The organism is Cutibacterium sp. KBN10P07758 (genome assembly GCF_050286205.1).
Taxonomy (GTDB): Bacteria; Actinomycetota; Actinomycetes; order Propionibacteriales; family Propionibacteriaceae; genus Cutibacterium; species Cutibacterium acnes.
In genome coordinates, this window is the sequence record NZ_JBNNQV010000001.1 from 91,567 (window position 1) to 115,814 (window position 24,248).

The following is a 24,248-nucleotide window of genomic DNA, read 5'->3' on the forward strand; positions in this document are numbered from 1 at the left end:
CGCGCAGGAGCGATGAGCGCAGTTGCCATGGGGCTGGGTTTTACGAACCATGAAGGCTTTTTCGACCTAACCTGTGAGCCATGGCGGACGAAATTGAATTTGGCACCGGCGGCTGGCGAGCCATCATCGCGGACACGTTTACTCGCTTAAATGTTGAGCGGGTCGCTCAGGCGCTTGCCGACCGTATACACGACGAAAATCAGGAACATCGCCCTGTCGTCATCGGATACGACCAGCGCTTCCTTTCCCCGGAATTCGCTTGGTGGGCAGCGGAGGTACTCGCCGGTAACGACATCGTCGTGAGAATCATCGACCGGCCTGCTCCGACCCCGATGATCATGTGGACCGTTCGGGACCTCGGCTGTGCCTACGGTATGGCGGTGACCGCCTCCCACAACCCTGCCACTTATAACGGTCTCAAGGTGTTCACGGAGGGTGGCCGTGATGCCAAGGTCGAGATCACTGAACCCATTCAGCACCGCGCCAATTCCATCAGCCCAAAGGACATTAGGCGCGTGCACCGCACTGATGCCCTTCGTGACGGTGTAATTGAGGTGCAGACATCAATGAACTGGTACATCGACGCGATCCTTGATCATGTCGATCTGGAGGCCATCCGCCACGCCCACCTCAAGGTCGTCCTCGACCCCATGTTTGGCGTTTCCCGCACCTGCCTCCAGACCATCCTTATGACGGCCCGTTGCGACGTCGATACCATTCACGAGCGTCGCGACACCCTCTTTGGTGGGCGCCTTCCTTCTCCGAATTCGCGAACCCTCCAGACTCTGGCCCAGGAGGTTGTCGAGCGTGGAGCCGATATCGGCATTGCCACTGATGGTGACGCAGACCGCCTCGGTATCATTGATGACCAGGGGCATTTCTTGCATCCCAACCAGATCCTCGTATTGCTGTACACCTACCTTCTGGAGGACAAGGGATGGCAGGGGCCCTGCGTGCGTAACCTCGCGACGACCCACCTGCTTGACCGTGTCGCCGAGGCCCACGGGCAGACCTGTTACGAGGTACCGGTCGGATTTAAGTGGGTGTCGTCCAAGATGGCCGAGACCAACGCCGTCATCGGTGGTGAGTCCTCCGGTGGTTTGACCGTCCAGGGGCATATTGCAGGCAAGGATGGTGTCTATGCTGGCACCCTGCTGGTGGAAATGATCGCCAAGCGGGGTAAGAAGCTTTCGCAGATCTACGCCGACATCGAGGAGCGTTACGGTCGGCTAGAGATGGTGGAGGACGACTTCTCCTTCGCCCCTGAGGACAAGGAGTACCTCAAGAGGCGTATCTACCAGGACAAGGATCTGCCCGACTTCGGCCTAGAGGTCGATCACATCAGCGACATGGACGGGGTGAAGGTCTATTTCGCCAACGGTGGGTGGATCATTGTTCGGTTTTCTGGCACCGAGCCTCTCCTGCGGGTCTTTTGCGAGATGCCTGTCGCGCAGATGGCTCGCGAATGCATCGACAAGGTCGTGAAGCACTACCACTTCGAGTGAGTAACCAGCGCTGCTCTCCTCACACGTCCTGTCCGGTTCGGGAGAGCAGCAACCCGGTGACGATTTCTCCCGATCGGAGCATGGTCCGGGCCCTCACGTGATTGGTTCCCAACCGAATCGGGGAATTTAGTAATACGAGGTTGGGCAATACTCTCTTCCAGCCATTGCGCGATGACGAGCTTGGGCTCGTCACTGCCCGACCCAGTACCGATCCACGCGTTTGGAAATGGCGCAAGTGATCTCGTAGCTAATGGTTCCGAGGAGTTCGGCCATGTCATCAGCGGTCAGAGTTTCGTCCTCCTGGGTTCCAATGAGCACCACCTCATCTCCCACCGTGACGTTCGAATCGGGGCCAAGATCGACCATGAATTGGTCCATGCAGATCCGACCGACGATGGGATGAACGGACCCTCTAATGAGAACGTGTCCTTTATTTGACAGTCCTCGGGACAGTCCGTCGGCGTAACCGACTGGGACGGTGGCGATTTTTGTCGTTTCGCTGGCTGTCCATGTTCTGCCGTAGCCGATGGTATCCCCCACACTGACAGTTTTAACGAAGGTGACGTGGCTGATCCAGGACAGGGCAGGGTGTAGGTCGGCACGGTCGGCGTGAGGGTTGGGATCGTATCCGTACCCAACGATGCCGGCGCGCACCATGGAGGTTTTCCCCAGATCGTGCCCGAGGATGGCGCCGGAATTGGCCAGGTGCACAAGGGGGAACGGCCCACGATGTGTTTCTATTAGCGAGACAGCAGTCATGAAAGTGTCGATCTCGCGGCGGGTGAACTCCGCCCCCTCCGGCACATCGCTAATGGGCAGGTGAGTGAAGACGCCTTCGACTTCGACGCCTTTGGCGCGGTCAGCGGCAGCAGTGAGTTCAGCAAGGCATTCAGGACGCAGCCCGATGCGTCCCATGCCGCTATCAACAGCGATATGAATCTTGGCAGTGATTCCTAGTCGTACAGCGGCTTTGCTTACCGCCTCCAGGGTGTCGAAATCCACCACGGTGAGACGAATCCCGGACGTAATGGCTGCATCCATGTCCCAAGGATCGGCGGGGGAGAGTTTGAGTATGGGCAGGGTGATGCCGGCTTCAACCAGCTCTTGGCCTTCAGCGACCGTGGCGACGGCGAGCCAGTCGGCATACCGGTGTTTTTCGACATAGCGCGAGACTTCCACTGCCCCATGCCCATAGGCGTCGGCCTTGACGGCAAAGAGGACCTTTCGGTCGCCTGCGCGTTTCCTCACGACGGCGAGGTTCGCAGCGATGGCAGACAGATCAATAATGGCGTGAGAAGGCGATGGACAACGTGGCATGTGTCATAACTCCTGTGAACTGTCAGAAATAGCGAAGCACCGGGTTGGCCCGGTGCGGGGCCGGGTTGAGTAGGGTCGGGTCGCTTCGGAGAAAGACTGGGGACATTGGCTGAGAAGCGGCGAGTAGGGGATAGAAAAGTAAAACCTGAGGATTGAGGGTCGGTAGTAGAGAACTGCGGCGCAGGCACGGCGTTCAGGTGGAACCGTGCCTGACGATTATCGTCACTTAGCTATCTCCCTTCGGATGGGCCTCGTCGGTGCCTACGTCGTCATGGGTAGCGTGGTGGCGGTCGAAGAACCAGCCGACGCCGAGGATGACAAACCATATTGGTGTGAGGGCCAGAGCTCGCGCAGTGTCGGCTTCCTGGGCCAGCAACACGAGGACGAACACGAAGAACACCAACACGGCCCAGCACATGCCGCGACCTCCAGGCATGGGGTACTTCGATGCAGCATGGGCTGCGGGAGCAACCCTGCGGTATTTCATGTAGCTGATGACGATCATGCTCCAGACGAAGATGAATAGTACCGACGAAATTGTCGTCACGAGAGTGAATGCCTCGACAAACGACTCTGATGCGGCTAGGAGTAGTGCCGTGCTCAGGACCAGGACAGTGATGACGAGGCCCCAGCGGGGGACGCCGTTCTTACTGAGTCCGCCGAACACCTTCGGCGCCATGCGCTTGTGAGCGAGTCCGAAAAGCATTCTTGAGATGGAGTAAATCCCAGAGTTAGACGACGAGGCTGCCGATGTCAGGACGACGAAATTCATCACGCTAGCTGCACCAGCGAATCCAACTAGCCCGAGAACCTGCACGAACGGGGAGGAATCTGCCCGGACCTCGTCCCACGGAACGGCAGTCATGATCGCGAGCAGGGCACCGACATAAAAGATGAGGATTCGAGCGGGGACGGCGCTGATAGCCCGAGGCAGGGTCTTCTCGGGATCCCGTGTCTCGGCGGCGGTGGTCCCGATGAGCTCGATTCCCACAAACGCGAATGCTGCCATCTGAAAACCAGCGAAGAACCCACTCCAGCCGTTGGGCATGAAGCCGCCACGGTTCCACAGGTTGGCCACGGATGCCATGCTTCCCGACGGAAACTGGAACTTCATGACCGCCAGCACGATGGCGAGGACGATGAGGGAAATAATCGCGATGATCTTGATGAGCGCAAACCAGAATTCTAACTCTCCAAACATCCTTACGGTGAGCAGATTTAAACAGAGTAGGAGAAACAATGTGGCGGCTGCGAGCAGAGCTGCAGTCCCTCTATTCTTAACCCAGAAGTCCCAATAGGTTGTAATTCCAATGAGCTCAGCCATACCGGTGACGATCCAACAAAGCCAATACGTCCACCCCAGAAAGAATCCAGCCCAAGGGCCGATCAGGTCAGCTGCGAAGTCTTGGAAACTCTTGTAGTCGAGGTTATACATGAGCAACTCGCCCATAGCCCTGACGACGAAATAAAGCATGGTACCGATGATGAGGTACGACACGATGATGCTAGGGCCGGCGGCGCGGATGGCTTTGCCAGAGCCTAGGAACAGTCCGGTTCCGATAGCCCCACCGATGGCGATGAGCTGAATGTGACGGTTGTTCAGGTTGCGATGCAGATGGGCCTCTGGGTGGGGGCTGGATGGCGACGATTCAGGTTCCTGTGCAGTCAAGCCGCGGTGCTCGTTTGACGCCAATGCGTGCGGGTACCGCTCCCTATCTGGAATCTGGTTAAAACCAGTCATATCAATCGCCTCCTAAAAACGATCACCAAGATCAGGGGCGCGCGATGAGGCTGAATCGACGATGACTCAACTTGCCGCGACGCGATTTATTGCAGTGTAACACCGGTAGGTTTACGTGCGACGGATTTGATATATGGTCAGGGCAGGATAATGGTAATCCAAGGAGGATTCACGGCTGTCTGTGCGAACATGCCCATGAAATTTTCGCGCAGGTGTTGGCCGATGTGTAACGGGGCACTGAGGTGGTCGAGCCAGCATGTTGCAGTGCGCAGTCAACCGCGTCACCTCGGTTCACGTAAAAATCCCCGAGCCCCGGCCTGGCGAGCATGTGGCGTGCCTGCGGCGCTGGGGTGACGGTAAAAATTAGCGCAGCGCCTCTTTACGCTGTTCGTGGCGGTGGTGCACGAAGTACATCGATCCGATGAACGCGAACCAGATCGGGGTGATGAGCACTGCGATCCGAGTGGTTGGGTCCAAGGTAAGAATGACCAGGCTGATGGTGAAGAAGGCCAGCACAACCCAGCACATGGGGACGCCACCAGGCATCTTGTAGATGGACTCTTCGTGGAGCTGTGGGCGCTTGCGGCGGTACACGATGTAGCACACAACGATGAGTGACCAGGTGAAAAGGAACAGCAGGGCGGCAACTGTCGTCACCAGGGCGAAGGCCTGCATGATCGAATCCGAGGTGTAGAGGAAAGTGATGCCGCTTAGCAGCAGCAGGCACGAAGCGACGAGTGCGTTGCGTGGCACGTTGTTACTCGACAGTTTTCGGAACCGCGAGGGAGCCTGACCATCGAGAGCTAAGCCGTACATCATTCGTGAGGTCGAATACAGACCAGAGTTATCCGAGGACGCCGCAGCGGTAAGCAGGACGAAGTTCATCACACTGGCAGCTGCGCCGAAGCCCGCCAAGCCGAACAGCGACACGAAGGGGCTTACCCCGGGCACGACTTTGCGCCACGGAATGACAGCGGTAATAGCAAGCAGGGCGAACACGTAGAACAGGGCAAGCCGCACCGGGATGGCATTGATCGCCTTTGGGAGAGTGGTGCAAGGATCCTTAGTTTCAGCGGCAGCAGTACCAACGAGTTCGATGCCGACGAAGGCGAAGAACGCGATTTGGAAGCCACCAAGGAAGCCCATCAGGCCGTTGGGGAAGAAACCGCCATCATTCCACAGGTTGGCGATAGTAGCGGGGTCACCGTCAGGGGAGACGAAGCGGCTTGCCAACAGCGCGATGGCGACAATGACCAGCGCGCCGACCGCGATGAGCTTGATGAGGGCGAACCAGAATTCGGCTTCACCAAAGAACTGCACGGCAATGATGTTGAGGGCGAGGAGGACAGCGGCCAGGGCGGTTGCGGGTAGCCACTTTGGGATATTCGGCCACCAATATTGGAAGTAGGCGGTAATAGCGGCCATGTCGCCCATGGCGGCCACGATCCACGAGAACCAATACGTCCAGCCGGCGATAAAACCACCAGCTGGGCCAAGTAGGTCCTCAGCGATATCTCGGAAAGACTTGTAGTTGAGATTGGACAGCAGCATCTCACCGAGGGCTCGCATCATGAAATAGAGGAAAAACCCAATGAGAGCGTAGACGAGAGCACTAGATGGGCCAGCAAGGTGGATGGTGCTGCTGGATCCCATGAACATTCCGGTGCCGATGGCACCGCCCAAAGCAATGAGCTGTAGGTGACGGTTGGTCAGCCCGCGTTGTAGCTCGCGCTCCTCTGTGGGGCTTTCCAGGTCGAGAGTGGCTGGCGGTTTCTTCACGGGTCTGGCCAAGGCGCTGCGGCGCGGTGTGTCGACGGATTGCGTTTCTCGTGCACTCACAGGAACTCCTTTGTTCGGTGAAGGTGATGATGGTCGCCTCATAGGCGATGGGGAGTGGCCGCTGCCTTCCACACAGCAGAGGAGGTGGCGGTGGCGAGTAAACCGGCATAGGTAGGCCAGAATCTCACTTCGGTGCCGATCTCGACGGACTCGGAAGAATCAGTCATATCAACGATGAGGTGATCCGAACTGGCTCCCAGCACGATGTTGCCGGGGTCGACGGGCGCCAGATCGGACGGATTGACGTCCTGACGACCGAGATTACAGATGGCACGCAGTCGAATGCCGCGATCAGTGAAGGTGACATGTTGACCGAACGCGTCCTCGCCGGTGCGTCCCAGCGGAATTGACGGCTTGCGCTCGAGTTCGATGATCTCGGCGACGACCTCGACGGTGTCTTGACGAGTTTGCGGCCATGGTGACCGATCCAAGGTGTTGCGCCCCAGAATGATGGCTTCACCAATGCGCAGATTGTTGATTTCGGACGGCATGGCACCACTCATCATGAGCGGAAGATTTGCCGAGTTCCCGCCTGAGATAAGACCCAGCTCAAGGCCGGTGGCCGCGCGCGCCATGTCGCGTAGCTGGACTAGGCGAGTCATATTTTCGACGCTCGGTTGGACTCCACCGTAGCAGGCCAGGTTGGTACCGACCCCCTTAACGTCGATGCCGGGCAGGGCGGCTGCCGAGGAGACAACATCGACGAGATGGTCGGGCCACACTCCCTCACGCAGATCACCGACATCGACCATGACGATGACTCCGTGGCGGGTTCCGGCCCGAACAGCAGCCTCCGATAAGGCGGTCATCGTCGTGAGGGAGGAGTTGAGAGAAATGTCGGCGAGCTGAACAGTGTCGTCAATGTCGTGACGCCCGGGGGCTCGCAACAGCATGGTTGGCAGCGAGGTGCCACATTCGGCGATCTGACGCAGGTTTTGAAGTCGAGAATCAGCAAGCATCGTGATGCCGGTGTCCTCCAGAGCCTGGAGGAGCACTGGGTGGGCATGTAACACCTTGGTGACTGCTGCGACCTGAACGCCGTGTTTGGCGCATTGAGTGACGATTGCTCGCGCGTTGTCGCGGATACGGTCGGCGAAAATCTCCAACCGGGGAGTGGAGCGGTTCATGATGTGCTTTCCAACCCGTGTGGGGTGTCGTTTTTTGTCACGTCGGGTGGGGCAGCGTCATCATTGACACCTACCCCCTCGTCGCTGGGCAGTTTTGTGTTGCCAGTGAGGGATTCGATCCAGGCCGCGAAGGTACGACGGACCTCGTCGGGGTAGCACTGGGCTACCGTCCCGAGGGCGGAGAATCGATAGTCGCGGTCGATGACAATGGTGGCTTCAGGGCTGGGCAACAGTTGGGCGCCAGCTCCGGTACAGATTCGACGGAGAATATCCGCACCGCCCGGCACTCGAGTCAGGGCCCCACCGGTTCCCACCACCCAGCGGACCGCGCTGAGGTCTTTGCCACGCACCACCTGGGTCTTGCCGGTCGGGGTGAAGATCTCGGTCACCGTCCCGGCGTGACGGCCTACCCCAGCCTCGACAGCCTCCCGGGCAAGCCACCGAGTCACCTCGGCTTCCCGCTCGTCGCTGGGAATGGCGCGTAGCCACTCCAGACACTCCTCGTCCTCTCCCTCGTCAGTCATCGCCGCGACGCGACGTGCGTTAACGAAGACGCCGAGGTCTCCCTCGACGGTTCTCTTGGTACGTGGTTCGGGGTCGATCACCCGAGCCGACCACTCCGAGGACCCGTCGGTGACGCTGTGAACGTCAGTTGTGGCACCGCCAACGTCGACCACCACCGCATCGCCCACAGCATCGGCGAACAACTCAGTGGCGAGCAGTACGGCTCTTGGGGTTGGCAGGATCTCGTGGTTGGTCAGCTCAACTAGGCCGTGCATGCCTGGGGCAGCGGTGATGTGGTCGTTGAAGACGTCGTGAATGACGGCGCGCACCGGTTCGACACGCAGCACGTCGACGTCAGGGAAGACATTGTCAACGCATGTCAGCGGCTGGCCGGCATCGACAAAAATGTGCTCGACCCGCCGCCTCACTCGGGAATTTCCGGCATAGACCACTGGCACCCCAAGCTGGGCGGACGCAATGACTTTCGCGTTCTCGACAACGATGCGTTTCTCTCCGTCATCGACTCCACCGGCCAGCAAGATGATGCTGGGGCGATTCTCCTGGAGATCTTCCAGGTCGAACTCGTCCATTGCCCCGACGGTGGTCATAGTGACAATGGCCCCGGCGCCCAGAGCCGCTTCGCGGGCAGCCCTGGCCGTCATGGACCGAGTGAGGCCATGGACGCTCATACGCAGTCCACCGGCCGCCGAGGAGTTCACGAAGATCTCCCCGGCGGCCGGAGGTGAGGCGCATTGCTCACGCATCTGAGCGATCGCGGCATCCGCGCCGATACGCACGTCGCCGGCGGCCACCGAGGTGGGGGCGAATCCCTGCCCGATGTGGTGCAGTAGCCCGGACTCCATGCGGAAGGCGTTGGCTTTGGTGATGGTGGAGCCGATCTCCAGAGTCGTGAGCACGGTCATATCGATCAGGCTTCCGCGTGGGTCCGCATAGTGCGCACGATGGCGTCAAGGACGTCGATGCCCTTGGTGCCGCGCCCGAAGGTGGCGTCCAAGCCGGTCTCTGCTGCCATCTCCCGGTTCACCTGGGTGCCGCCGGCGACGAGAACGACCTTGTCGCGGATGCCCTTCTCGGTGGCCAGATCAGCCAACTTCCGCATCATGGTGCGATGGATGTCGTTGTGACTGATGATCGTGGAGATGAGGATGGCGTCGGCGCCACTCTCGATAGCGGCATCGACCATCTTTTCCACCGGCACCGATGTGCCAAGGTAGCGATATTGCACCCCGTACTTCTCGATGCCACCGTGCTTGATGTCGAGGATCTCGCGCAGCCCGACGCTGTGCTCGTCCTCACCGACAGTGCCGGCCACCACCGACAACTCGTGGTCGGTGACGAATTGGCGTAGTTCGTCGGCGGGTAGCAGTTCGATCTTCTCGGGGATCGTCAGCTTGGATGGGTTGACGTCGACGTGGGTCGCCTGGCCTTTGACCTCAACGAAGCATCCTTCGGCGGGGTGCAGCACTTGCAGGTTGCATACCTGTGGGTCGGTGATGCCCATCTTGCGTGCCATCTCGACGGCCGCCTCGCGGGCGATGTCCTCGGAGCCGGGGATGTTCATCTGTACCAGGACGACACCGTCACCGGCCCATTCAGCCTCGGGCCGTAGCGCTGTGCCGTCGCGGAACGGGCGGGTGCAGGCCAGGCGGGTCGCGGCCGAGTCGTTGGGGTCGAGCTCATCGATGTAGACGATTTTCTCGGGTTTGCACAAGGTGCAGCCGTCGATGAGGTCGCACGGCTTGTTAAGGCCCTCGGGCAGGTTGTTGTTGCCGAAATGGTCGCAGACTGGGGCGAGGTAGTCGGGGTCACGCTCGACGACGGTTCCCTCGGCGATTCCGCCTTGGCCGTCACGGGCGATGCCGTCGTGGTTGCGTTCCGGGAATTCTGCCGAGTCGACGAAGAATCCGTCCTCAACGGCGACGAAGTAGCCACCCACGTGCAGCATCTCGGTGAGGAAACCGATCGCCCGCTCCTTGAGGTCACGCACCATGTGGCCGAGTGGCCCCTCGCGGTTGATGGTCACCATCTCCTTGATGCCATCGAGAGCGGCCCAGGTCTGTTTGACCGTCTGGACGCCGCGGACAGAGTTGTGGTGCCAGGGCAGGTTGCGGCCTTCATCAGGGGTGATGGTGCTCTGGATGTCCGCGCTGGTCAGCATTGAGATGAGAGTGTCGATGGTGTGGGTGCGGATGGCCTCGGCGAGGTCGGACTCGATGTACCGGGTGTTCTGCTGGGCGCGCATTTTGTACTCGCTGAACAGATCGCGCAGGGCTACTGCGTACGGCAGGTCGTACCAGAGTTTCGGCGCCGGGGGAGCGCTGGGCGGAACCGTCGACAGGCCGATGAGGTCCTTCGGCATTCCTACCAGCACTGAGTACATGCAGTTGAGGCCGTGCTGGACCATGAGCTCGGGCATGACCTTCCAACCGTGCCGGGCAGTGGCGTTGGCGTTGTGTGCACCGTCGATTTGGAAGATCTGAGCTCCCGCCATCGCCTTCTTGGCTTCACCGGCGTCAACATAGCTGCGGTAGGCGTTGATGTTGCGGTACAGCAGGTTGTATTGCGGGTCTTGATGAGCACCGTTAACCCCCTCTTCGGCGAAGAGGACGGCCACCTCAGGGCCGGCGACTCCGGACACGTAGGAGTGGAAGTTGATGGGGCGCCCTACCTCGTCCTCGATGAGGTCGCAGGCCTTGCGGCTAGCGCGCAGCTGTTTACGGGTGATCGGAACGCCGCCGATACCTTCCGGGGTGCCCTCTAGTAGTCCGTCGATGTGGCTCTGTCCGGTGGTGCGGATGACCATGATGTGGTCAGCTCCGTGCCAGGCCGCCATCCTCATACGGCGCAGGTCGTCCTCGAAGTGCCCGGAGGCGATCTCGGAGGTGACGACGGGTGCCGGCTGGGGATCAATGTTCTCGAAGTACTCTGCGGCGGGCAGAGGCATGCTCTGCTTCAACGGGGTGGACATGTTCCGGTAGTGGAAGTCGCCCATGTCGATTCCCTCTTCCGGCACGTTCCGCCAGGTCCATCCCTTGCGACGGGGGTGGTAGTGCTCAAGGTCGGTGAGGATCTCCTCGACATTGAGTTTGGTATTCGGGCCTGGGAGGTCCTGCTCGGTGCGGGGCTCGACGGGCTCTGAAGGCGTCACGGCGGACTTGTTATTCGGGCCGAGCTGCTCGCGTTCGCGGGTGTGCTTGTGGTGCAGGCACGTGTCTTGGATAGTCATGCCGAGGCTCCTTCCTTGGAATCCGTGGTCGGTGTCTTTGCAGGTGGCAGCGGGCTGCCGTCGAATAGTTCGTCGAGGGCCTTGGGGTCCTCGGCTATGCGGGTAGCTGCGTCACGCAGACCAATGCCGTCACGACGTGATAGTCGCAGCACGGCGTGGCCAGCCCCTTTGCCACCCAGGCCTGCTGCGAACACGTTCTCCACGACGGCGTGGGTTGTCACCGAGTCGATGCCCATGCGCAGTAGGACGGACCGTTCAATGGACGGGGTGGTGTGGGTGCGGGCGAGGTCAACGACCGGGGTCATAACCTCTTCGCACAATTGCCAGAAGCGTTCCTTGAGGGCGGCGTCGTCGAGATCGGCGAGTTCGGTGCGCAGAGCTTCGTAGCGTTCGACGCGCTCCTGATCCGGGTTGGACATCATGCTCCTTTCGTGCGCGTCGCCAGCTCAGTGCCGATCAGGCGGACGTCGTCAGTGGTGGTGTTGGTCTCAGCCGCCAGGAACTCCAACTCGGCGTCTCCCCATTGCTCTGGTGCCACGATCTGACTGGCGTGGCGCAAGTAGCTGTGACGCAGCTTGTCGAGGTCGAGTGGGTGGACGCTCACTTGATCGAGGCGTTCAGGAATGACGATCGCTTTGCCCGGGACGTTGCCGGCTGGATCCCCGCGCCGAACCTCGATGCCGCGCGACCGTGCGAATGACAGCTGGCTGTTGTGGTGTTTTCCAGCGCCGGTGTACTCGGTCTCTTGGACGACAACGATCTGGTCGCGATCCATCTGACGAGCCATGGCAACCGCGGCCGTCAAGCTGGTGTTGCCGGCCGGTCCGCGCTCTAGGCCTTCGATCTTGGTGAGAAGCTCGGTCATGTAGAAGACCTCGCCCTGGGACACTAGCTGGTAGCCGTCCATGTAACGTAGCGGACGTGCGGCATTGCGCGGGACGTCGACGCGGTCCGGCCAGGTTGCGAAAGGCACGCCGAAGCCGGTGTGGCCGGTCGTAAACGACTTGTTGTTGAAGTCGTGGTCGGAGGCCATGTGCAGCCCGGTGAGATCCACCGATACGGCGATGACCTGGGTCTGGTCGCAGCCCATCTTGCGCAGGCCGCGGGTGGTCCCGGTGATGTTTCCGCCACCGGCGTGAGTAACGACGACGGCGTCGGGCTGGCGTCCGTAGCGTTGCTGCACCTCGCGGCCGATCTCGGCGCCGAGAGTTTCGATACCGGCGATGCCGTAGGGGGTGTAAAGGCTGGCGTTGAAGTATCCGGTGTCCTCCAGGGTGCGCAGCAGCACGTAGAAAAGTTCCGGTCCAACCGTCAGCTTGATCACTTCTGCGCCGTAGGCCTCGCAGGCTCGGGATTTTTCGACAATCTCGGGTTGGCCGACGTGTTGGGAGTCGTAGATTTCTTGGATGACGATGCAGGCCAGCGCGCGCTGAGCGGCTTGGGAGGCGACGCCAGCGCCGTAGTTTCCACTGGTTGCCGTTACCATGCCGGCGAACCCCTTGGCTTGGGCCTCATGGGCGCTCAGGGAGGCACGACGAGCTTTGAAGCTGCCCGACGCATTAGCAGCCTCGTCCTTGAGGAGAATCCGGGCGCCCTTTCCAGGGCCGGCGATCTCACGGACGGCTTCGGTGAGACGGTGCAACTCGTACAGCGGGGTGTCGCCAACTTTGGTCTCGGCCTGGATGCGTGCGACGTCATCGAGGCTGTAGCCAGTGGAGGACATCAGGGCGTCGTAATCGAAGATGAGGTCACCGTGTTGAAAACTGTCATAGTCCAGGGCGAGGGCGCGCCGCATGATGTCGCTGCGGCGGGCCATGACGTCGTCATATGAGTTGCTCATGACTGGTCCTCCTGCCCGTGAAATGTGATGGGTTCGTGCGTGGTGCCGATGGTCAGTAGCTCGGGCACGGTGTTGCCGAAGCTGTGGCTGTAACTGGGATTGACGCAGTCGAGGACGCCGGTGTGACGTCGTCCGATTATCGAGGTGATGGTGACCTCGTCGCCGATGTGTGCTTCTTCGTCGAGAAATCCGCTAACCCACTGCACGAGAGGGGTGGCGGCGGTGTCTTCCGGTACGGCAGCGGCCCGTTCGGAAGGCTGCAGGATGATGGTACGGACCTCGACCCAGGTGCCCTTCGGAATGGGGCTGTCCGCTAGCGGGGCGGTGTGAGATATATCTGCCATGGTGACCTCGCTCAGCGACGCTCGTAGGCCGACGGTCCCATGAGGGCACACGGCGAGGGCAGGTCGATGATGCGCTTGAGGCCGGGGGTGGCAGCGACGATGCGCGGGATGGTGTTGACGCAAATTCCCGCGGTGGCTTTGCCGCCGGCAATTTCTGGGCCTGTTGACATGGAGATGTCCGGAACACCAGTGATGGTGATGAAGTCGCTGGTTTCCTGGCCTTCGGCCTCTGGGGCGACCTGCTGCGGATGGATGAGTCGGATGACCTCCTCGCCTTCCCTGCGGCCGACGGCGGTGTGGTTGCAGCCAGCCACTTGGCCTGGCTCGACGGTGCGGTCGCGGGCGGGACGGGCGACCTTGGCGATGATGGGCTCGATGTGTTGCTCGATCGAGTCGACTCCCAGTCCGAGAGCGTCGCTGATGAGCCGGATGGACTCGGGGAAGCCCACGTGGCCAACGATGGATCCGTCCGCCACTCCAGCCTTGAACTCCTCGGGGGTGGTTCCGACTCCCTGAGTACGCAGCACAGTCTGGCCATAGGGGGCGAGGTCGTTGACGCGGCGGGCTTCGATATGGGTGACGTCCTGGCTTCCGGAGCTGAGGGCGACGACGAGGTGGTCCAGCACGAATCCGGGGTTGACACCGACACCGACAGCCGAGACGCCGTGCTTTTTGGCGAGTTCGTCGAGTTCCTTGGCCATGTCGGGGTTCTGGGCCTCAGGACAGGACATCTCTTCGGCGATGCTCACGACGTTGATGCCAGCGGTGATGATGGTGCGCAGATCGGCGATCTGGTCGTGGACCCACGAGGTTGTGGCGATGGTGACGACGTCGACCTTGTTGGAATCGAGGATGGAGGCGGGATCGGTTGTGACGTTGGCTCCGAGAGGATCGATGCCGAGGACCTCACCGATATCCTTACCGTCCAGAGCCGGATTGACGTCGATAGCCCCGACAAGCTCCAGTCCGTCTTTGGCCGTGATGAGTTTGGCCATGCCCTGGCCCATCGCTCCCAGGCCCCACTGGACGACTCGGATGGGATTAGTGGCGGTCATTGTGGTTCCTCCTGACGACGATGTCTGATGCTGAAGAGCCGGTTTCCTTGGCGTCACTGTCAGTCACATGCGCTGTACTGGCGGCATTTCTGCAGTCCAAGGGGCCTGCCCTGACCTGCAGCTGTGCAGGCCGACGGCTCTTCGCTGATCCGTGTGGCCCCTACCTTGGCACTGGGAGTTCGTGCAGCGATCCTTGCGACAGATGTGCGCACAATTGGCGGGGTAGGTGCACATTATTTCCAATTGAAGTGAGACACTTTTAAGGATCTTCCCAGCGTCGGCGAAGGAGCCACATGTACGAAGAGCTTGACCGACGACTCGTCAACGTCTTGCAGATCGACCCGCGTGCCAGCTGGGCCAAGGTAGGCAAAGTTTTGGGTGTCTCCCCGACGACTGTCGCCCACCGCTGGCAGCGCCTGGTCGATGACGGAATCGCATGGATAACTGCGTGCCCGAACCTCAATCAGCAGATGACGGCCATCGTTGAGGTCGACTGCCATACCGAGAGTCTCCCCCAAGTCATCAAGACACTATGCGCTAACCCCATGATCGTCAGCATTGACGAGACGACGGGGGACCGTGACCTTCTCTTGACAGTCGTTGCGCCTGATCTTCCCACCCTGTCAGACATGGTCATCGACTGGATCGGAGGGCTGCGTGGGGTTCATGGCTCGCGCAGCGCCTTAGTGACATCGGTCGTTATCGGCTCGAATTCCTGGCGCATCGATGCGTTGAGTAAAACGGAGAAAATCCTTGCCAGGGGCCCCCGACCAGGAGAGTTATGGATGCTTCCTCCTGACGACCTGGACCGGGAGCTGGCTCAGTCGCTCGCTGTCGATGGACGTACCAGCGCCACCTCACTTGCCCGTACCCTCGACGTCCCCGCCAGCACCCTGCATCGTCGGCTGCAGAAGTTGCTAACCAATCGGCAGATCGAATTGCGGTGTGACGTCGCGGAGCTGGGCGGGTGGAGTTTGGAGTGCACGTGGACCGCCACCATCCCTCTTAACCACAAGACTCGAGTGCTGGAGCTGTTGCGCCAGCAGTCGGGATTGCGCTCATGTATGTGGATCACGGGTAGTAACAACCTACGGGTCAACTTTCGGGTGGAGCGTCAGAACGGAATCGGCATGATCGAGTCCGCGGTTGCTGAGGCAATACCGGGTCTAGCTCCTGCGGAGACGATTGTGTATATGCGCAGCCACAAGTCCATGGGGTGGGTTTTGGACCGGGACGGCCGCACCACCGGAGAGTTTGTCTGCCCGCCGCTCATTGGGGCATTCGAGAGGGCCGATCACTAGCACTGCCGGTTTCAGATGGATGGATCCCGAGGTTTACGGGGTCAATGTGGAAAAGTCGAAAGTTCCTTTGTCATGCCGTGGTATTGGGGTTGTATCGATGCTTATTCTCGTGGTAACTAGTCGCAGCCGGTCAACGTTGTTGTTGGCGGGTGTTGTTGTAAGGAGTGTGTGTGATGCGTGTTGGTGTTCCTACTGAGGTTAAGAATAGTGAGTTTCGTGTGGCTGTGACGCCGGCGGGTGTTCATGCGTTGGTTGGTCGTGGTCATGAGGTGTTGGTTCAGGCTGGTGCTGGTGTGGGTTCGGGTATTCCGGATTCGGATTTTGTGGGTGCTGGTGCGCGGGTTGTGGGTGATGTGGAGTCGGTGTGGGGTGATGCTGATTTGGTGTTGAAGGTGAAGGAGCCTGTTGCGGAGGAGTATGGGCGGTTGCATGAGGGTTTGGTTCTTTTTACGTATCTTCATTTGGCTGCTGATGAGGCGTTGACTCGTGAGCTTTTGGGGCGTGGGGTGACGTCGATTGCGTATGAGACGGTGGAGTTGGCTGATCATTCGTTGCCGTTGTTGTCTCCGATGTCGGAGATTGCGGGTCGGTTGGCTGCTCAGGTGGGTGCGAATTGTTTGTTGCAGTCTGCTGGGGGTCGTGGTGTGTTGTTTGGTGGTGGTTCGGGTGTGCGTCGTGGTCGGGTGAGTGTGCTTGGTGGTGGTGTGGCTGGGTTGTGTGCGGCTCGTGTGGCTGCGGGTATGGGTGCTGATGTGACGGTGTTTGATGTGGATGTGGCGCGGATGCGTTATATCGATGAGGTGTGGGGTGGGCGTATTGGTACGCGGTTTTCGAGTCCGTTGGCGGTTCGGGAGGCGTGTGGTGAGTCTGATGTGGTGATTGGGTCGGTGTTGGTGCCTGGTGCTCGGACTCCGCATTTGGTGGATCATGAGATGGTGTTGGGGATGGTGCCGGGGTCGGTGTTGGTGGATGTTGCGGTGGATCAGGGTGGGTGTTTTGAGGATTCTCATCCGACGACGCATGCGGATCCGACGTTTGTGGTGGGGGGTTCGGTGTTTTATTGTGTGGCGAATATGCCGGGTGCGGTGCCGCATACGTCGACGTATGCGTTGACGAATGCGACGATGCGGTATGTGTTGTTGTTGGCTGATGAGGGTTGGAGGGGTGCGTGTGGGTCGCGTGATGATTTGCGGCGTGGTTTGGCGACTTGTGGTGGGAAGTTGGTGAGTGCGCCGGTGGGTGAGGCGTTGGGTATTGAGTGTGTGCCTGTGTCTGAGGTGTTGTGAGGTTGGTGGTGGGGGTGAAACCACACCACCCCCACCTACCGTGCGCTCAGACCAGCAGGGGAACGAGAGACTGCTTATCGTCCTGGGAACAGAAGGCTGCTTGCAGCGCATTGCGCTGGGCAGCCAGGGCGTCGTCGCGGTTCCAGCAGAGTGCCTGGGAGACCAGCGATATCTCTCGAGACGTCGTCGTACGGCTCATGAGGCGGTTATCACAGCTCACCGTGATGTTAAATCCGGTAGACCACAGCGTCGATAGCGGATGCTCGGCAACCTTGCGGCAGATGCCGGTCTGGGTGTTCGACGTTGGGCAGACCTCCAACGGCACCTGATTCGACAACACCTGCTGGGCTGTCGGACCCCACCCGGATTCGTCGCGGTCTTCAATGATCCGCACCCCATGTCCGAGACGCTCTGCCCCATGATTAAGGGCGTCGAGAATAGACTCCGGCCCAGCAGCTTCGCCGGCATGAACGGTGAGGTGGATTCCGGCCGCTTGGACGCGCGTGAGCGCGTTGGTAAACGGAGCTAGCGGAAAACCATCCTCTGGCCCAGCAACGTCGACGCCAACGACCCCCGGAGCATGGTTGACGGCAAGATCTACCACGTCCTCGGGGACGTCGAGATGCCTCATGAGGCACAGAATTTGGCGGGCGATGATCGTCGTGCCCGACAGCGATGCAGATTCCATCCCGTCTACTAAGCCAACCTGGACTGCCTCGACGGCCTCCGCAGCGGACAACCCACCTGTTAAATGCTGTTGGGGAGCCCATCGAGCTTCGGCGTAAATAACGCCGTCAGTGGCCATATCTACCACGAATTCCCGTGCGACGCGCCGGAGGGAATCAGCATCCTGCATGAGGGCGATAGTTTCGGTGAAGGCGTCGAGATAACGGGCCAAAGAGCCGGAATCGGCTGACTCAAAAAACCAGGTTGCGAGGTCCTCGGGGGTTTGTGCAGGCACGGGCCGGCCTCGCTGCGCGGCGAGTTCTAAAACTGTCGCCGGACGTAGCCCACCATCCAGATGATCGTGCAGCACGACTTTGGGGAGGTTCATCGCTTCGGCCGAATCCATGTGCCGGAGTCTATCGGCGTCGCACCGGGGAGAAGCGCGGAGCAGCCCGAAGTCTGGTGAACAAAAATCCCGAGCGAAGGGTGGTCGGGACACCCTGATGATCCGAGGCGCCCGGAGCCGACAAAAATGGTTAGGGGAATCGGATATCGGTACGGGGCGTATGCGAGGGCCAGAGACACATACGAGTCCTTAGACACACCGGCCTGGGAGGTCGAGTTTCCTCCCAGGCCGGTTTACGTCAGGCACGCTTGTTGAGTGGTACGTAATCTCGCTTGTCAGACCCGGTGAAGATCTGACGCGGACGCCAAATCTTGTTGCCTCCGCTGGCAACTTGCTCTCGGTACTGGGCGATCCACCCGGGCAGACGTCCCAGTGCGAACAGCACGGTGAACATATTCATCGGGAAGCCCATGGCCTCGTAGATGAGGCCGGTATAGAAATCAACGTTCGGGTAGAGCTTGCGCTCCTTGAAGTAGTCATCGTTTAGCGCGGTCTCTTCAAGTTCCTTGGCGATCTCGAGAAGGTCCTCACGACCGGTATGGAGTTCCATAATGCGGTCGGCATGTTTCTTGATGATGGCGGCGCGTGGATCGTAGTTCTTGTAGATCCGGTGGCCAAAGCCCATCAGCTTGATGTCGGATTCTTTGTCCTTGACCTTACGGACGAACTCCTTAGTGGTCATGCCGGAGTCGCGAATAAATTGCAGCATTTCGAGGACGGCCTGGTTTGCGCCACCGTGCTTCGGGCCGGACAGGGCGTTGACGCCTGCGGCAACCGCCGCGTACATGTTGGCACCCGACGACGCGACCATACGGACCGTCGAGGTTGAACAGTTCTGCTCGTGATCAACGTGCAGGATGAGCAGGGTTTCCAGAGCGCGGGTGATTTCGTCATTGAACTCGTAGGGTTCAGTCGGGAAGCCGAAGCTCATCCGGATGAAGTTCTGGACGTAGCTCAGGGAGTTATCGGGGTAGAGGGTCGGCTGGCCCATCGAGTTCTTGTAGCCGAAGGCGGCCAGGGTGGGGACCTTGGCGATGAGGCGAGTGGTGGCCGCCTCGATTTGGTCGGGATCAGTGCCGGAGGATTTCTGTGAGAAGGTCGACAGGGCCATGATGCCCGCAGCCAACACAGGCATCGGGTGGGACCGACGGGGGAAGCATCGGAAGAGGTCACGCATCCGCTCGTCGATGAGGGTAGTGCGACGAATACGCTCCTCGAAGCCGTCCAATTGGGCCTTGCTTGGCAGTTCCCCATAGAGGACAAGGTAGGCGGTCTCAAGGAAGGTCGACTGTTCAGCGAGCTGCTCAATCGGGTAGCCGCGGTAACGCAAAACTCCCTGCTCACCGTCAATGTAGGTGATCTGTGACTCGCAGGATGCCGTGTTGACGAATCCCGGGTCGATCATGACGTTGCCGGTCTTGTTGAGCAGACCCGCGACGTCGTAACCCACCTGGCCGTCAGTAGCGACAACCTTGCTGAAATCGAGGTGAGTGTCTTCGTCGACGAACCTTGCACTCGAACCCATCGTGCGTTCCTTCCTGGCGGCCTCGTCCGGACAATCACCGGTGGCCGGACATACGTGGACGGGTGGCACTGCGGGTTCGTTCCCGAGCGTCACCACGGTGTGAACTATGGCACAACCAAGGCTACGGCTAGCGAATGAAAATCACCAAGAAACCGGCATATTTCTCATGGTTCAGATGTGTTCGGGCGTCGGCTGACAGTTTTCGTCACTGGGTTGGAGCGACCAACGTAGACCCGGTAGATGTGCGTAGGGGCGGCCCGCTTAATAGCGAACCGCCCCTACGAGGCGTTGAGCTCAGCCGAGGATGGTGTAGGTGATCGGGGCTGTGCCCTGACCGATATCCGCAATCCTGGCGAACGAAGCACGCGACAGGTCGACGCAACGCCCGGCGACGTACGGGCCACGGTCATTGATCCGGACGACGGTCGAACGGCCATTACGGACGTTGGTGACGCGGATGCGGGTGCCCAGCGGCAGAGTCTTGTTGGCCGCGGTCATGGCGTTCGGGTTGAACTGCTCGCCCGAGGCGGTCGTCTGCGGCTCGTCGTAAAACGAGGCAATGCAGCGGCCGGCGATGCGACCGGAACCCTTGACCGAATCGTCGTTGCTCGAATCCTGACGCGGCGGACGGGCTTTGTCGCGGCTGGTATCGCTCCCCCTGTGCGTGTTACGAGAGGGAGTGTCCACCTTAGTGGCTGGGACGTTGCCGGTGAGGTGGGTGCGGTATGCCCAGCCGGTGTAGCCGTTGGCGCGGATTTGGACCCAGTTGCCGTGGACTTCGCCGGTGGGGCGGGCTCCGGTTCCCTGCGCGAGGGCGGTGATGGCCTTGGCTGTGGGGCTGGGAGCGGTGCGCACGTTGACGTCGCTGGTGGTGTGGATGGGGGCGTCGTCCTTGGCTGGAGTTCGTGGTTTGGCTGGGGTGCTGGGTTTTGTGGGTTCGGCGTGTTTGATGGGCTGGGCGGCTGGGACGTTGCCGGTGAGGTGGGTGCGGTATGCCCAGCCGGTGTAGCCGTTGGCGCGGATTTGGACCCAGTTGCCGTGGACTTCGCCGGTAACTTGGACTCCTGCACCGCTGGCAAGCTGGTTGATGACCTGCCCGGACGGCGAAGGGGCGGTGCGCATGTTGAGCCCGCTGGTGGTGCGGGTGGCGGCGTTGCCAAGGGCTGGACGACCCTGGTCGCGGCTCGTCGAAGAGTCGTTCTTAGCGTCAGTCTTTGGCTTGGCGGGGGCCGCAGCTGCCTTCCCCGTGGTGAGGTAGCGGCCGTAAATCCATCCGGACTTGCCGTTGACGGAGACCGGGACCCAACCGCCGTCAGGACGCCCGGTGATCTGCACCTGCTGACCACGCTCGGCAACGGTGAGGACTTTGCCAGCATTAGCAGAGTCGCTACGAACGTTAACCGGGACAGCGGCGATCATGGTGTCGGGAAGAGGATCGGAGCCGAAGTGCACCGGGTGGACGTTCTCCTCGGTGAGGTAGCGCTGGTAGATCCAGCCGCTGGTGCCATTGACGGCAACGGGGACCCACCCGCGCACCTTCTCGCCGGTGACCTTCACCGACTGGCCGCGTGCCGCGACAGTGAGCACCCTGCCGGAGTTGGAGGAGGCAGACCGCACGTTGACGTCCGCGGTCGTGTACATCGTCTGCGTATTTGCTGCGTGTGCGACCGAGCCAATGACGGCCGGCGCAACAACGCTGATACCGGAGGTGAGGGCGATGGTGGCGGCAGCACCTCGGACTGAGCGCTTGGGGCGGATCACGGTGTGACTTCCTCTCGCCATTAAAGGCATCGGGGCTTCGATCCCGGCGTTTCCGGGACGGGTGGGACATTAGGAATTCACCACCGGTCGCCCCAAGGACGTTGAGGGTTTGAGCGTGTCGCGTCAACCGGTGATAGGCCACCGTCGACGAGGGCTGAAACCGCGTCATGGAGCCGAAAAGAAGCCATCAAACTGTGAGGACACCTAGACATGATGAAACCCTCTACCTTGCATCGAGGTAGAGGGTTTCGCAGGTATGAGGGGACTAACTCACACTGCGCTGAGTTTCTGCCAGCCGCTCCAGTCGTAGCACCAGCAACCGATACCTTCGTCCGGCTTGAACATACGGTTTGAACCTGAGTTGATGACGGGATCACCGGCGGCGCAGAAGTTAAACAGCCATCTGGCGTTCTCGGTGGACAAACCGACGCAACCGTGCGAGACATTGGCGCTGCCCTGAGAGCGCTCGGACCACGGCGCGGCGTGGATAAACTCACCGGTGTAGGTGACGCGCATGGCGTACTTGACCTTGAGGTGGTAATAATCCGAGCTCCCCTTAGGGATGCCAACCGTCGAGGAGTCCATGATTCTGGTGGCATCGCGTTCAATGATGACCTTGGTGCCAGACCGAGTAGTGGTGCTTGCACCGGGCTTCCCGGTGGTCACCGGGATCGTGCGCACAACGTTGCCGTCCTGGAGGACGTCCATCTTGTGTTTGTTGATGTAAATCTTGACGATTCGCGCTTGACCAACCTGGAAGGAACCCTTGACGTCATGGGTGATCCAGCGGTGACTGGAGGTCGGGAGACCGGTGAGGTTGCCGCTCACGTTGACTTTCGTGCCGGCCTTCCAAAAATCCTTGGGGCGCCACATCAACTGGGAATGGTCGATCCATCCCCACGCTCCCTCCTGCTGTGGGGAGACATCAATGTGCATGGCCTTCTGAATCCTGGCGCGCATGTCAGCGTCGATGACCTCGTGCCCGAACTTGATGATGACCGGCATGCCGATGCCAACCGAAGCGTCGCTGTAGAGCATCTCGACGACGTTGACGGCGCCATCGATGCTCTTGATGTTTTTGGTCACCGTCGTTGTCGAGCCAGCATGGGGGTCGGTATTCGAGAGGGTCGCAGCGACGGTGTAAGAGGTCTTGAGACTCCAAGGTTTCGACGGGGTCCACACTGCGTCCTTGAGAGTGCCCGTGACTTCGCTGCCCTCGGAATCCGTGACCTTGACGTCCTTGAGGGTTCCATTGGCGACAGCAAACTTCAGCGCATCACCAGGCTGGAGCTCGGTGATCGGGTGGTCTGCGGCGATTGTCAGAGTGGCGGGGGTTGGGGTCGGAGTAGGCGTCGGGGTGGCAGAGTTCCCACTAGAGCCAAAACCATTACCAACGGAGGTCTTGGCGCAGGCAGCGGCTGTCATTGGCAAAGCGACGGCACCTGTAGCCAGAACCGAACGACGGGTCAGTCTCGATGGCACAGTACCTCCATGATTGTGTGCGCGAAATGAGAACTCTGATTCATTTCTTAGGGGAAGATGAACGGGATACATGATACAGCGCGGCGCTGGCGCCTCCCTAAACGTCGATACGTCATCTGGAGCGCCGTTTACTGAACGCTAACCGGCTGGATCGGGAGAGTTGTGACGCGACGCTACTCTGGCATCTGCATCCCCTCATGCGACCCGGTCCCGGAGGTTTCCTATGCGTGATGACAGTGACGAGCAGCTCGCGGTGCGTAAGCGTCCTGACTGGCTGACGTGGCTCATCGTCGTTGTTGTGACGATCATCGGTGTCACCATCATTGCCCTCTGGTGGTACTGCCTGCTGAACTGAATCAGTGGGGTAGCTTTACGAAGCGGCGGATCGTCCGATACAAATCTTGAGGCCCGCCATACCTTGCAAGTATATGTAGTATTCCTCCAAAAAGGGATGGTATGTCCCGAGCTGTGATTTTTATGCGACTTGTTCCAGGAATTCCCGTGAAGGTTGCAGCGCTCGTCATGATTGCTGCGACGAGTCTGTCTTTGGATGGCATGCGGTGGTCGCGCCGACGGGGCGAATGCCGCTGGTAAGGCGGTGAGTGTCTGCTGGCGCTGCCCCTAACCCCCATCTGAATACGCTTTTTATCAAGGTGAAGGCTAATAAGAACGATTTTTCTAGCGCCTTGATTAACGGCGTGAAGAAGATGACGACGAATCGCATAGATGGTTCCATGAACATCGCAATGTCTGGGGGAGAGGCAATGGCCGCCCCTTAGCTAGAGCGTAAAAGTCACCTACTGGCTCGACGACTCCAAGAGGGTTGTCGGAACGATCCGCGGAGGTCTCGAAGCTAAGGAGCACGGGGTCGTCCGGCCCTGCCATAGGTAATGGGTCGGACACGTACGCCACGCAGGGTTCGACAGAGGGTTGCGAAAAGTCACGAAGAGGGTCGGCGAGTCTCACAACAGCCTCTTCCCTCATGGGCCTGACAAAAATCGTCAAGCCACTGGCTCACGAGGATCGGCCGGGGCCGATCTCCTCGTTGAGGTCCTCCCGGCGAGGAGTACCGGACGTGCACGTGCCATGCGACGTGGCGGGAATACGGGGGCATCGTCGCTTCGAATCGGGCAGTTTTCGCGTCGTGGCGATGGCCGCGGCACTCGAGAGCCCGGACCCATATATGTAGTGGGGATTTTTGTCACGGCACTCTCCGGTCTACTTGAAGTAACTCCGTCATTCTCGTAGAGCTAGGAGGTCATGAGTCGCGAGGCTGAAAGCGGCTGTGGACCAGATTGCTGC

The 24,248-nt window shown here is 60.2% G+C and carries 21 protein-coding genes; 4 read left to right on the plus strand and 17 right to left on the minus strand.

Features of this window, described 5'->3' with window-relative positions; genetic code table 11:
• The first annotated feature begins 80 nt into the window (after nucleotides 1-80).
• Nucleotides 81-1,505 (plus strand): phosphoglucomutase/phosphomannomutase family protein, encoded by a 1,425-nt coding sequence (locus ACOYO3_RS00445; RefSeq protein ID WP_002515771.1) that lies wholly within the window; start codon nucleotides 81-83, stop codon nucleotides 1,503-1,505.
• 189 nt (nucleotides 1,506-1,694) lie between these two features.
• Here the strand turns inward: ACOYO3_RS00445 and alr are convergent, their stop codons facing one another.
• From alr to ord, 10 genes are all read right to left on the minus strand, one after another.
• Nucleotides 1,695-2,822, minus strand: a complete 1,128-nt coding sequence (gene alr / locus ACOYO3_RS00450) for an alanine racemase (protein ID WP_002515851.1) — start codon at nucleotides 2,820-2,822, stop codon at nucleotides 1,695-1,697.
• Nucleotides 2,823-3,048: 226 nt separating this feature from the next.
• Nucleotides 3,049-4,563, minus strand: a complete 1,515-nt coding sequence (locus tag ACOYO3_RS00455) for an amino acid permease (protein ID WP_002515758.1) — start codon at nucleotides 4,561-4,563, stop codon at nucleotides 3,049-3,051.
• 363 nt (nucleotides 4,564-4,926) lie between these two features.
• The gene (locus tag ACOYO3_RS00460) at nucleotides 4,927-6,342 is read right to left on the minus strand and encodes an amino acid permease (protein ID WP_002524540.1); all 1,416 of its coding nucleotides are present in this window, start codon (nucleotides 6,340-6,342) and stop codon (nucleotides 4,927-4,929) included.
• A gap of 98 nt (nucleotides 6,343-6,440) precedes the next feature.
• Nucleotides 6,441-7,529: an alanine/ornithine racemase family PLP-dependent enzyme gene (locus ACOYO3_RS00465; protein WP_002515856.1), complete on the minus strand. Its 1,089-nt coding sequence runs from the start codon at nucleotides 7,527-7,529 to the stop codon at nucleotides 6,441-6,443.
• Nucleotides 7,526-8,956: a glutamate mutase L gene (locus tag ACOYO3_RS00470; RefSeq protein WP_002524539.1), complete on the minus strand. Its 1,431-nt coding sequence runs from the start codon at nucleotides 8,954-8,956 to the stop codon at nucleotides 7,526-7,528. Before ACOYO3_RS00470 ends, ACOYO3_RS00465 begins: the two co-directional genes overlap by 4 nt.
• A gap of 5 nt (nucleotides 8,957-8,961) precedes the next feature.
• A complete protein-coding gene (oraE, locus tag ACOYO3_RS00475) occupies nucleotides 8,962-11,280 on the minus strand; it encodes a D-ornithine 4,5-aminomutase subunit OraE (RefSeq protein ID WP_014172595.1) in 2,319 nt (772 codons plus the stop codon).
• Complete coding sequence (gene oraS, locus ACOYO3_RS00480) at nucleotides 11,277-11,702, minus strand: D-ornithine 4,5-aminomutase subunit OraS (RefSeq protein ID WP_002518512.1); 426 nt, start codon at nucleotides 11,700-11,702, stop codon at nucleotides 11,277-11,279. Before oraS ends, oraE begins: the two co-directional genes overlap by 4 nt.
• A complete protein-coding gene (ortB, locus tag ACOYO3_RS00485) occupies nucleotides 11,699-13,120 on the minus strand; it encodes a 2-amino-4-oxopentanoate thiolase subunit OrtB (RefSeq protein WP_002525560.1) in 1,422 nt (473 codons plus the stop codon). Before ortB ends, oraS begins: the two co-directional genes overlap by 4 nt.
• Entirely contained in the window at nucleotides 13,117-13,464 is a 348-nt protein-coding gene (gene ortA / locus ACOYO3_RS00490; protein ID WP_002512626.1) for a 2-amino-4-oxopentanoate thiolase subunit OrtA, read from the minus strand. Before ortA ends, ortB begins: the two co-directional genes overlap by 4 nt.
• 11 nt (nucleotides 13,465-13,475) lie before the next feature.
• On the minus strand, nucleotides 13,476-14,519 hold the full coding sequence (gene ord, locus ACOYO3_RS00495; RefSeq protein ID WP_427305706.1) for a 2,4-diaminopentanoate dehydrogenase: 1,044 nt from the start codon (nucleotides 14,517-14,519) through the stop codon (nucleotides 13,476-13,478).
• A 293-nt stretch (nucleotides 14,520-14,812) separates the two neighbouring features.
• Between ord and ACOYO3_RS00500 the strand changes: the two genes are divergently transcribed.
• Nucleotides 14,813-15,820 carry an Lrp/AsnC family transcriptional regulator gene (locus ACOYO3_RS00500; protein ID WP_002517544.1) on the plus strand — a complete coding sequence of 336 codons (1,008 nt, stop codon included), beginning with the start codon at nucleotides 14,813-14,815 and terminating at the stop codon, nucleotides 15,818-15,820.
• Nucleotides 15,821-15,993: 173 nt separating this feature from the next.
• On the plus strand, nucleotides 15,994-17,106 hold the full coding sequence (gene ald / locus ACOYO3_RS00505; protein ID WP_002518507.1) for an alanine dehydrogenase: 1,113 nt from the start codon (nucleotides 15,994-15,996) through the stop codon (nucleotides 17,104-17,106).
• A gap of 46 nt (nucleotides 17,107-17,152) precedes the next feature.
• Here ald and ACOYO3_RS00510 read toward each other — a convergent pair whose 3' ends face one another.
• The 4 genes from ACOYO3_RS00510 to ACOYO3_RS00525 all read right to left on the minus strand — a co-directional run bounded on the left by ACOYO3_RS00510 (nucleotide 17,153) and on the right by ACOYO3_RS00525 (nucleotide 22,889).
• Nucleotides 17,153-18,178 carry an adenosine deaminase gene (locus ACOYO3_RS00510; protein ID WP_002519568.1) on the minus strand — a complete coding sequence of 342 codons (1,026 nt, stop codon included), beginning with the start codon at nucleotides 18,176-18,178 and terminating at the stop codon, nucleotides 17,153-17,155.
• 238 nt (nucleotides 18,179-18,416) lie between these two features.
• Nucleotides 18,417-19,703, minus strand: coding sequence for a citrate synthase (locus tag ACOYO3_RS00515; protein WP_002516561.1), 1,287 nt, complete (start codon nucleotides 19,701-19,703; stop codon nucleotides 18,417-18,419).
• A gap of 294 nt (nucleotides 19,704-19,997) precedes the next feature.
• Nucleotides 19,998-21,464: a septal ring lytic transglycosylase RlpA family protein gene (locus ACOYO3_RS00520; RefSeq protein ID WP_002547948.1), complete on the minus strand. Its 1,467-nt coding sequence runs from the start codon at nucleotides 21,462-21,464 to the stop codon at nucleotides 19,998-20,000.
• Between the two features lie 270 nt (nucleotides 21,465-21,734).
• On the minus strand, nucleotides 21,735-22,889 hold the full coding sequence (locus tag ACOYO3_RS00525) for a L,D-transpeptidase (protein WP_002519564.1): 1,155 nt from the start codon (nucleotides 22,887-22,889) through the stop codon (nucleotides 21,735-21,737).
• 280 nt (nucleotides 22,890-23,169) lie between these two features.
• Here ACOYO3_RS00525 and ACOYO3_RS00530 point away from each other — a divergent pair, with 280 nt between their 5' ends.
• Nucleotides 23,170-23,301: a hypothetical protein gene (locus ACOYO3_RS00530; RefSeq protein ID WP_002516560.1), complete on the plus strand. Its 132-nt coding sequence runs from the start codon at nucleotides 23,170-23,172 to the stop codon at nucleotides 23,299-23,301.
• Between the two features lies 1 nt (nucleotide 23,302).
• On the opposite strand, the gene ACOYO3_RS00535 is transcribed toward ACOYO3_RS00530, so the two are convergent.
• Genes ACOYO3_RS00535 through ACOYO3_RS00545 form a run of 3 tightly spaced genes read right to left on the minus strand, consistent with a single transcriptional unit; the run spans nucleotide 23,303 to nucleotide 24,151 of the window.
• Nucleotides 23,303-23,578 (minus strand): hypothetical protein, encoded by a 276-nt coding sequence (locus tag ACOYO3_RS00535; protein WP_002519565.1) that lies wholly within the window; start codon nucleotides 23,576-23,578, stop codon nucleotides 23,303-23,305.
• A 58-nt stretch (nucleotides 23,579-23,636) separates the two neighbouring features.
• Nucleotides 23,637-23,951, minus strand: a complete 315-nt coding sequence (locus tag ACOYO3_RS00540) for a hypothetical protein (protein WP_002519566.1) — start codon at nucleotides 23,949-23,951, stop codon at nucleotides 23,637-23,639.
• Nucleotides 23,948-24,151 carry a hypothetical protein gene (locus ACOYO3_RS00545; protein WP_002519567.1) on the minus strand — a complete coding sequence of 68 codons (204 nt, stop codon included), beginning with the start codon at nucleotides 24,149-24,151 and terminating at the stop codon, nucleotides 23,948-23,950. The genes ACOYO3_RS00540 and ACOYO3_RS00545 overlap by 4 nt, the downstream gene beginning before the upstream one ends.
• Nucleotides 24,152-24,248: the final 97 nt, after the last annotated feature.

Excerpts from the sequence above, each read along its gene's own strand:
- ACOYO3_RS00445 (WP_002515771.1), top strand. The coding sequence starts at position 81 with ATGGCGGACGAAATTGAATTTGGCACCGGCGGCTGGCGAGCCATCATC.
- alr (WP_002515851.1), bottom strand. The coding sequence starts at position 2,822 with ATGCCACGTTGTCCATCGCCTTCTCACGCCATTATTGATCTGTCTGCC.
- ACOYO3_RS00455 (WP_002515758.1), bottom strand. The coding sequence starts at position 4,563 with ATGACTGGTTTTAACCAGATTCCAGATAGGGAGCGGTACCCGCACGCA.
- ACOYO3_RS00465 (WP_002515856.1), bottom strand. The coding sequence starts at position 7,529 with ATGAACCGCTCCACTCCCCGGTTGGAGATTTTCGCCGACCGTATCCGC.
- ACOYO3_RS00470 (WP_002524539.1), bottom strand. The coding sequence starts at position 8,956 with ATGACCGTGCTCACGACTCTGGAGATCGGCTCCACCATCACCAAAGCC.
- oraE (WP_014172595.1), bottom strand. The coding sequence starts at position 11,280 with ATGACTATCCAAGACACGTGCCTGCACCACAAGCACACCCGCGAACGC.
- oraS (WP_002518512.1), bottom strand. The coding sequence starts at position 11,702 with ATGATGTCCAACCCGGATCAGGAGCGCGTCGAACGCTACGAAGCTCTG.
- ortB (WP_002525560.1), bottom strand. The coding sequence starts at position 13,120 with ATGAGCAACTCATATGACGACGTCATGGCCCGCCGCAGCGACATCATG.
- ortA (WP_002512626.1), bottom strand. The coding sequence starts at position 13,464 with ATGGCAGATATATCTCACACCGCCCCGCTAGCGGACAGCCCCATTCCG.
- ord (WP_427305706.1), bottom strand. The coding sequence starts at position 14,519 with ATGACCGCCACTAATCCCATCCGAGTCGTCCAGTGGGGCCTGGGAGCG.
- ACOYO3_RS00500 (WP_002517544.1), top strand. The coding sequence starts at position 14,813 with ATGTACGAAGAGCTTGACCGACGACTCGTCAACGTCTTGCAGATCGAC.
- ald (WP_002518507.1), top strand. The coding sequence starts at position 15,994 with ATGCGTGTTGGTGTTCCTACTGAGGTTAAGAATAGTGAGTTTCGTGTG.
- ACOYO3_RS00510 (WP_002519568.1), bottom strand. The coding sequence starts at position 18,178 with ATGGATTCGGCCGAAGCGATGAACCTCCCCAAAGTCGTGCTGCACGAT.
- ACOYO3_RS00515 (WP_002516561.1), bottom strand. The coding sequence starts at position 19,703 with ATGGGTTCGAGTGCAAGGTTCGTCGACGAAGACACTCACCTCGATTTC.
- ACOYO3_RS00525 (WP_002519564.1), bottom strand. The coding sequence starts at position 22,889 with ATGACAGCCGCTGCCTGCGCCAAGACCTCCGTTGGTAATGGTTTTGGC.
- ACOYO3_RS00530 (WP_002516560.1), top strand. The coding sequence starts at position 23,170 with ATGCGTGATGACAGTGACGAGCAGCTCGCGGTGCGTAAGCGTCCTGAC.
- ACOYO3_RS00535 (WP_002519565.1), bottom strand. The coding sequence starts at position 23,578 with ATGGGGGTTAGGGGCAGCGCCAGCAGACACTCACCGCCTTACCAGCGG.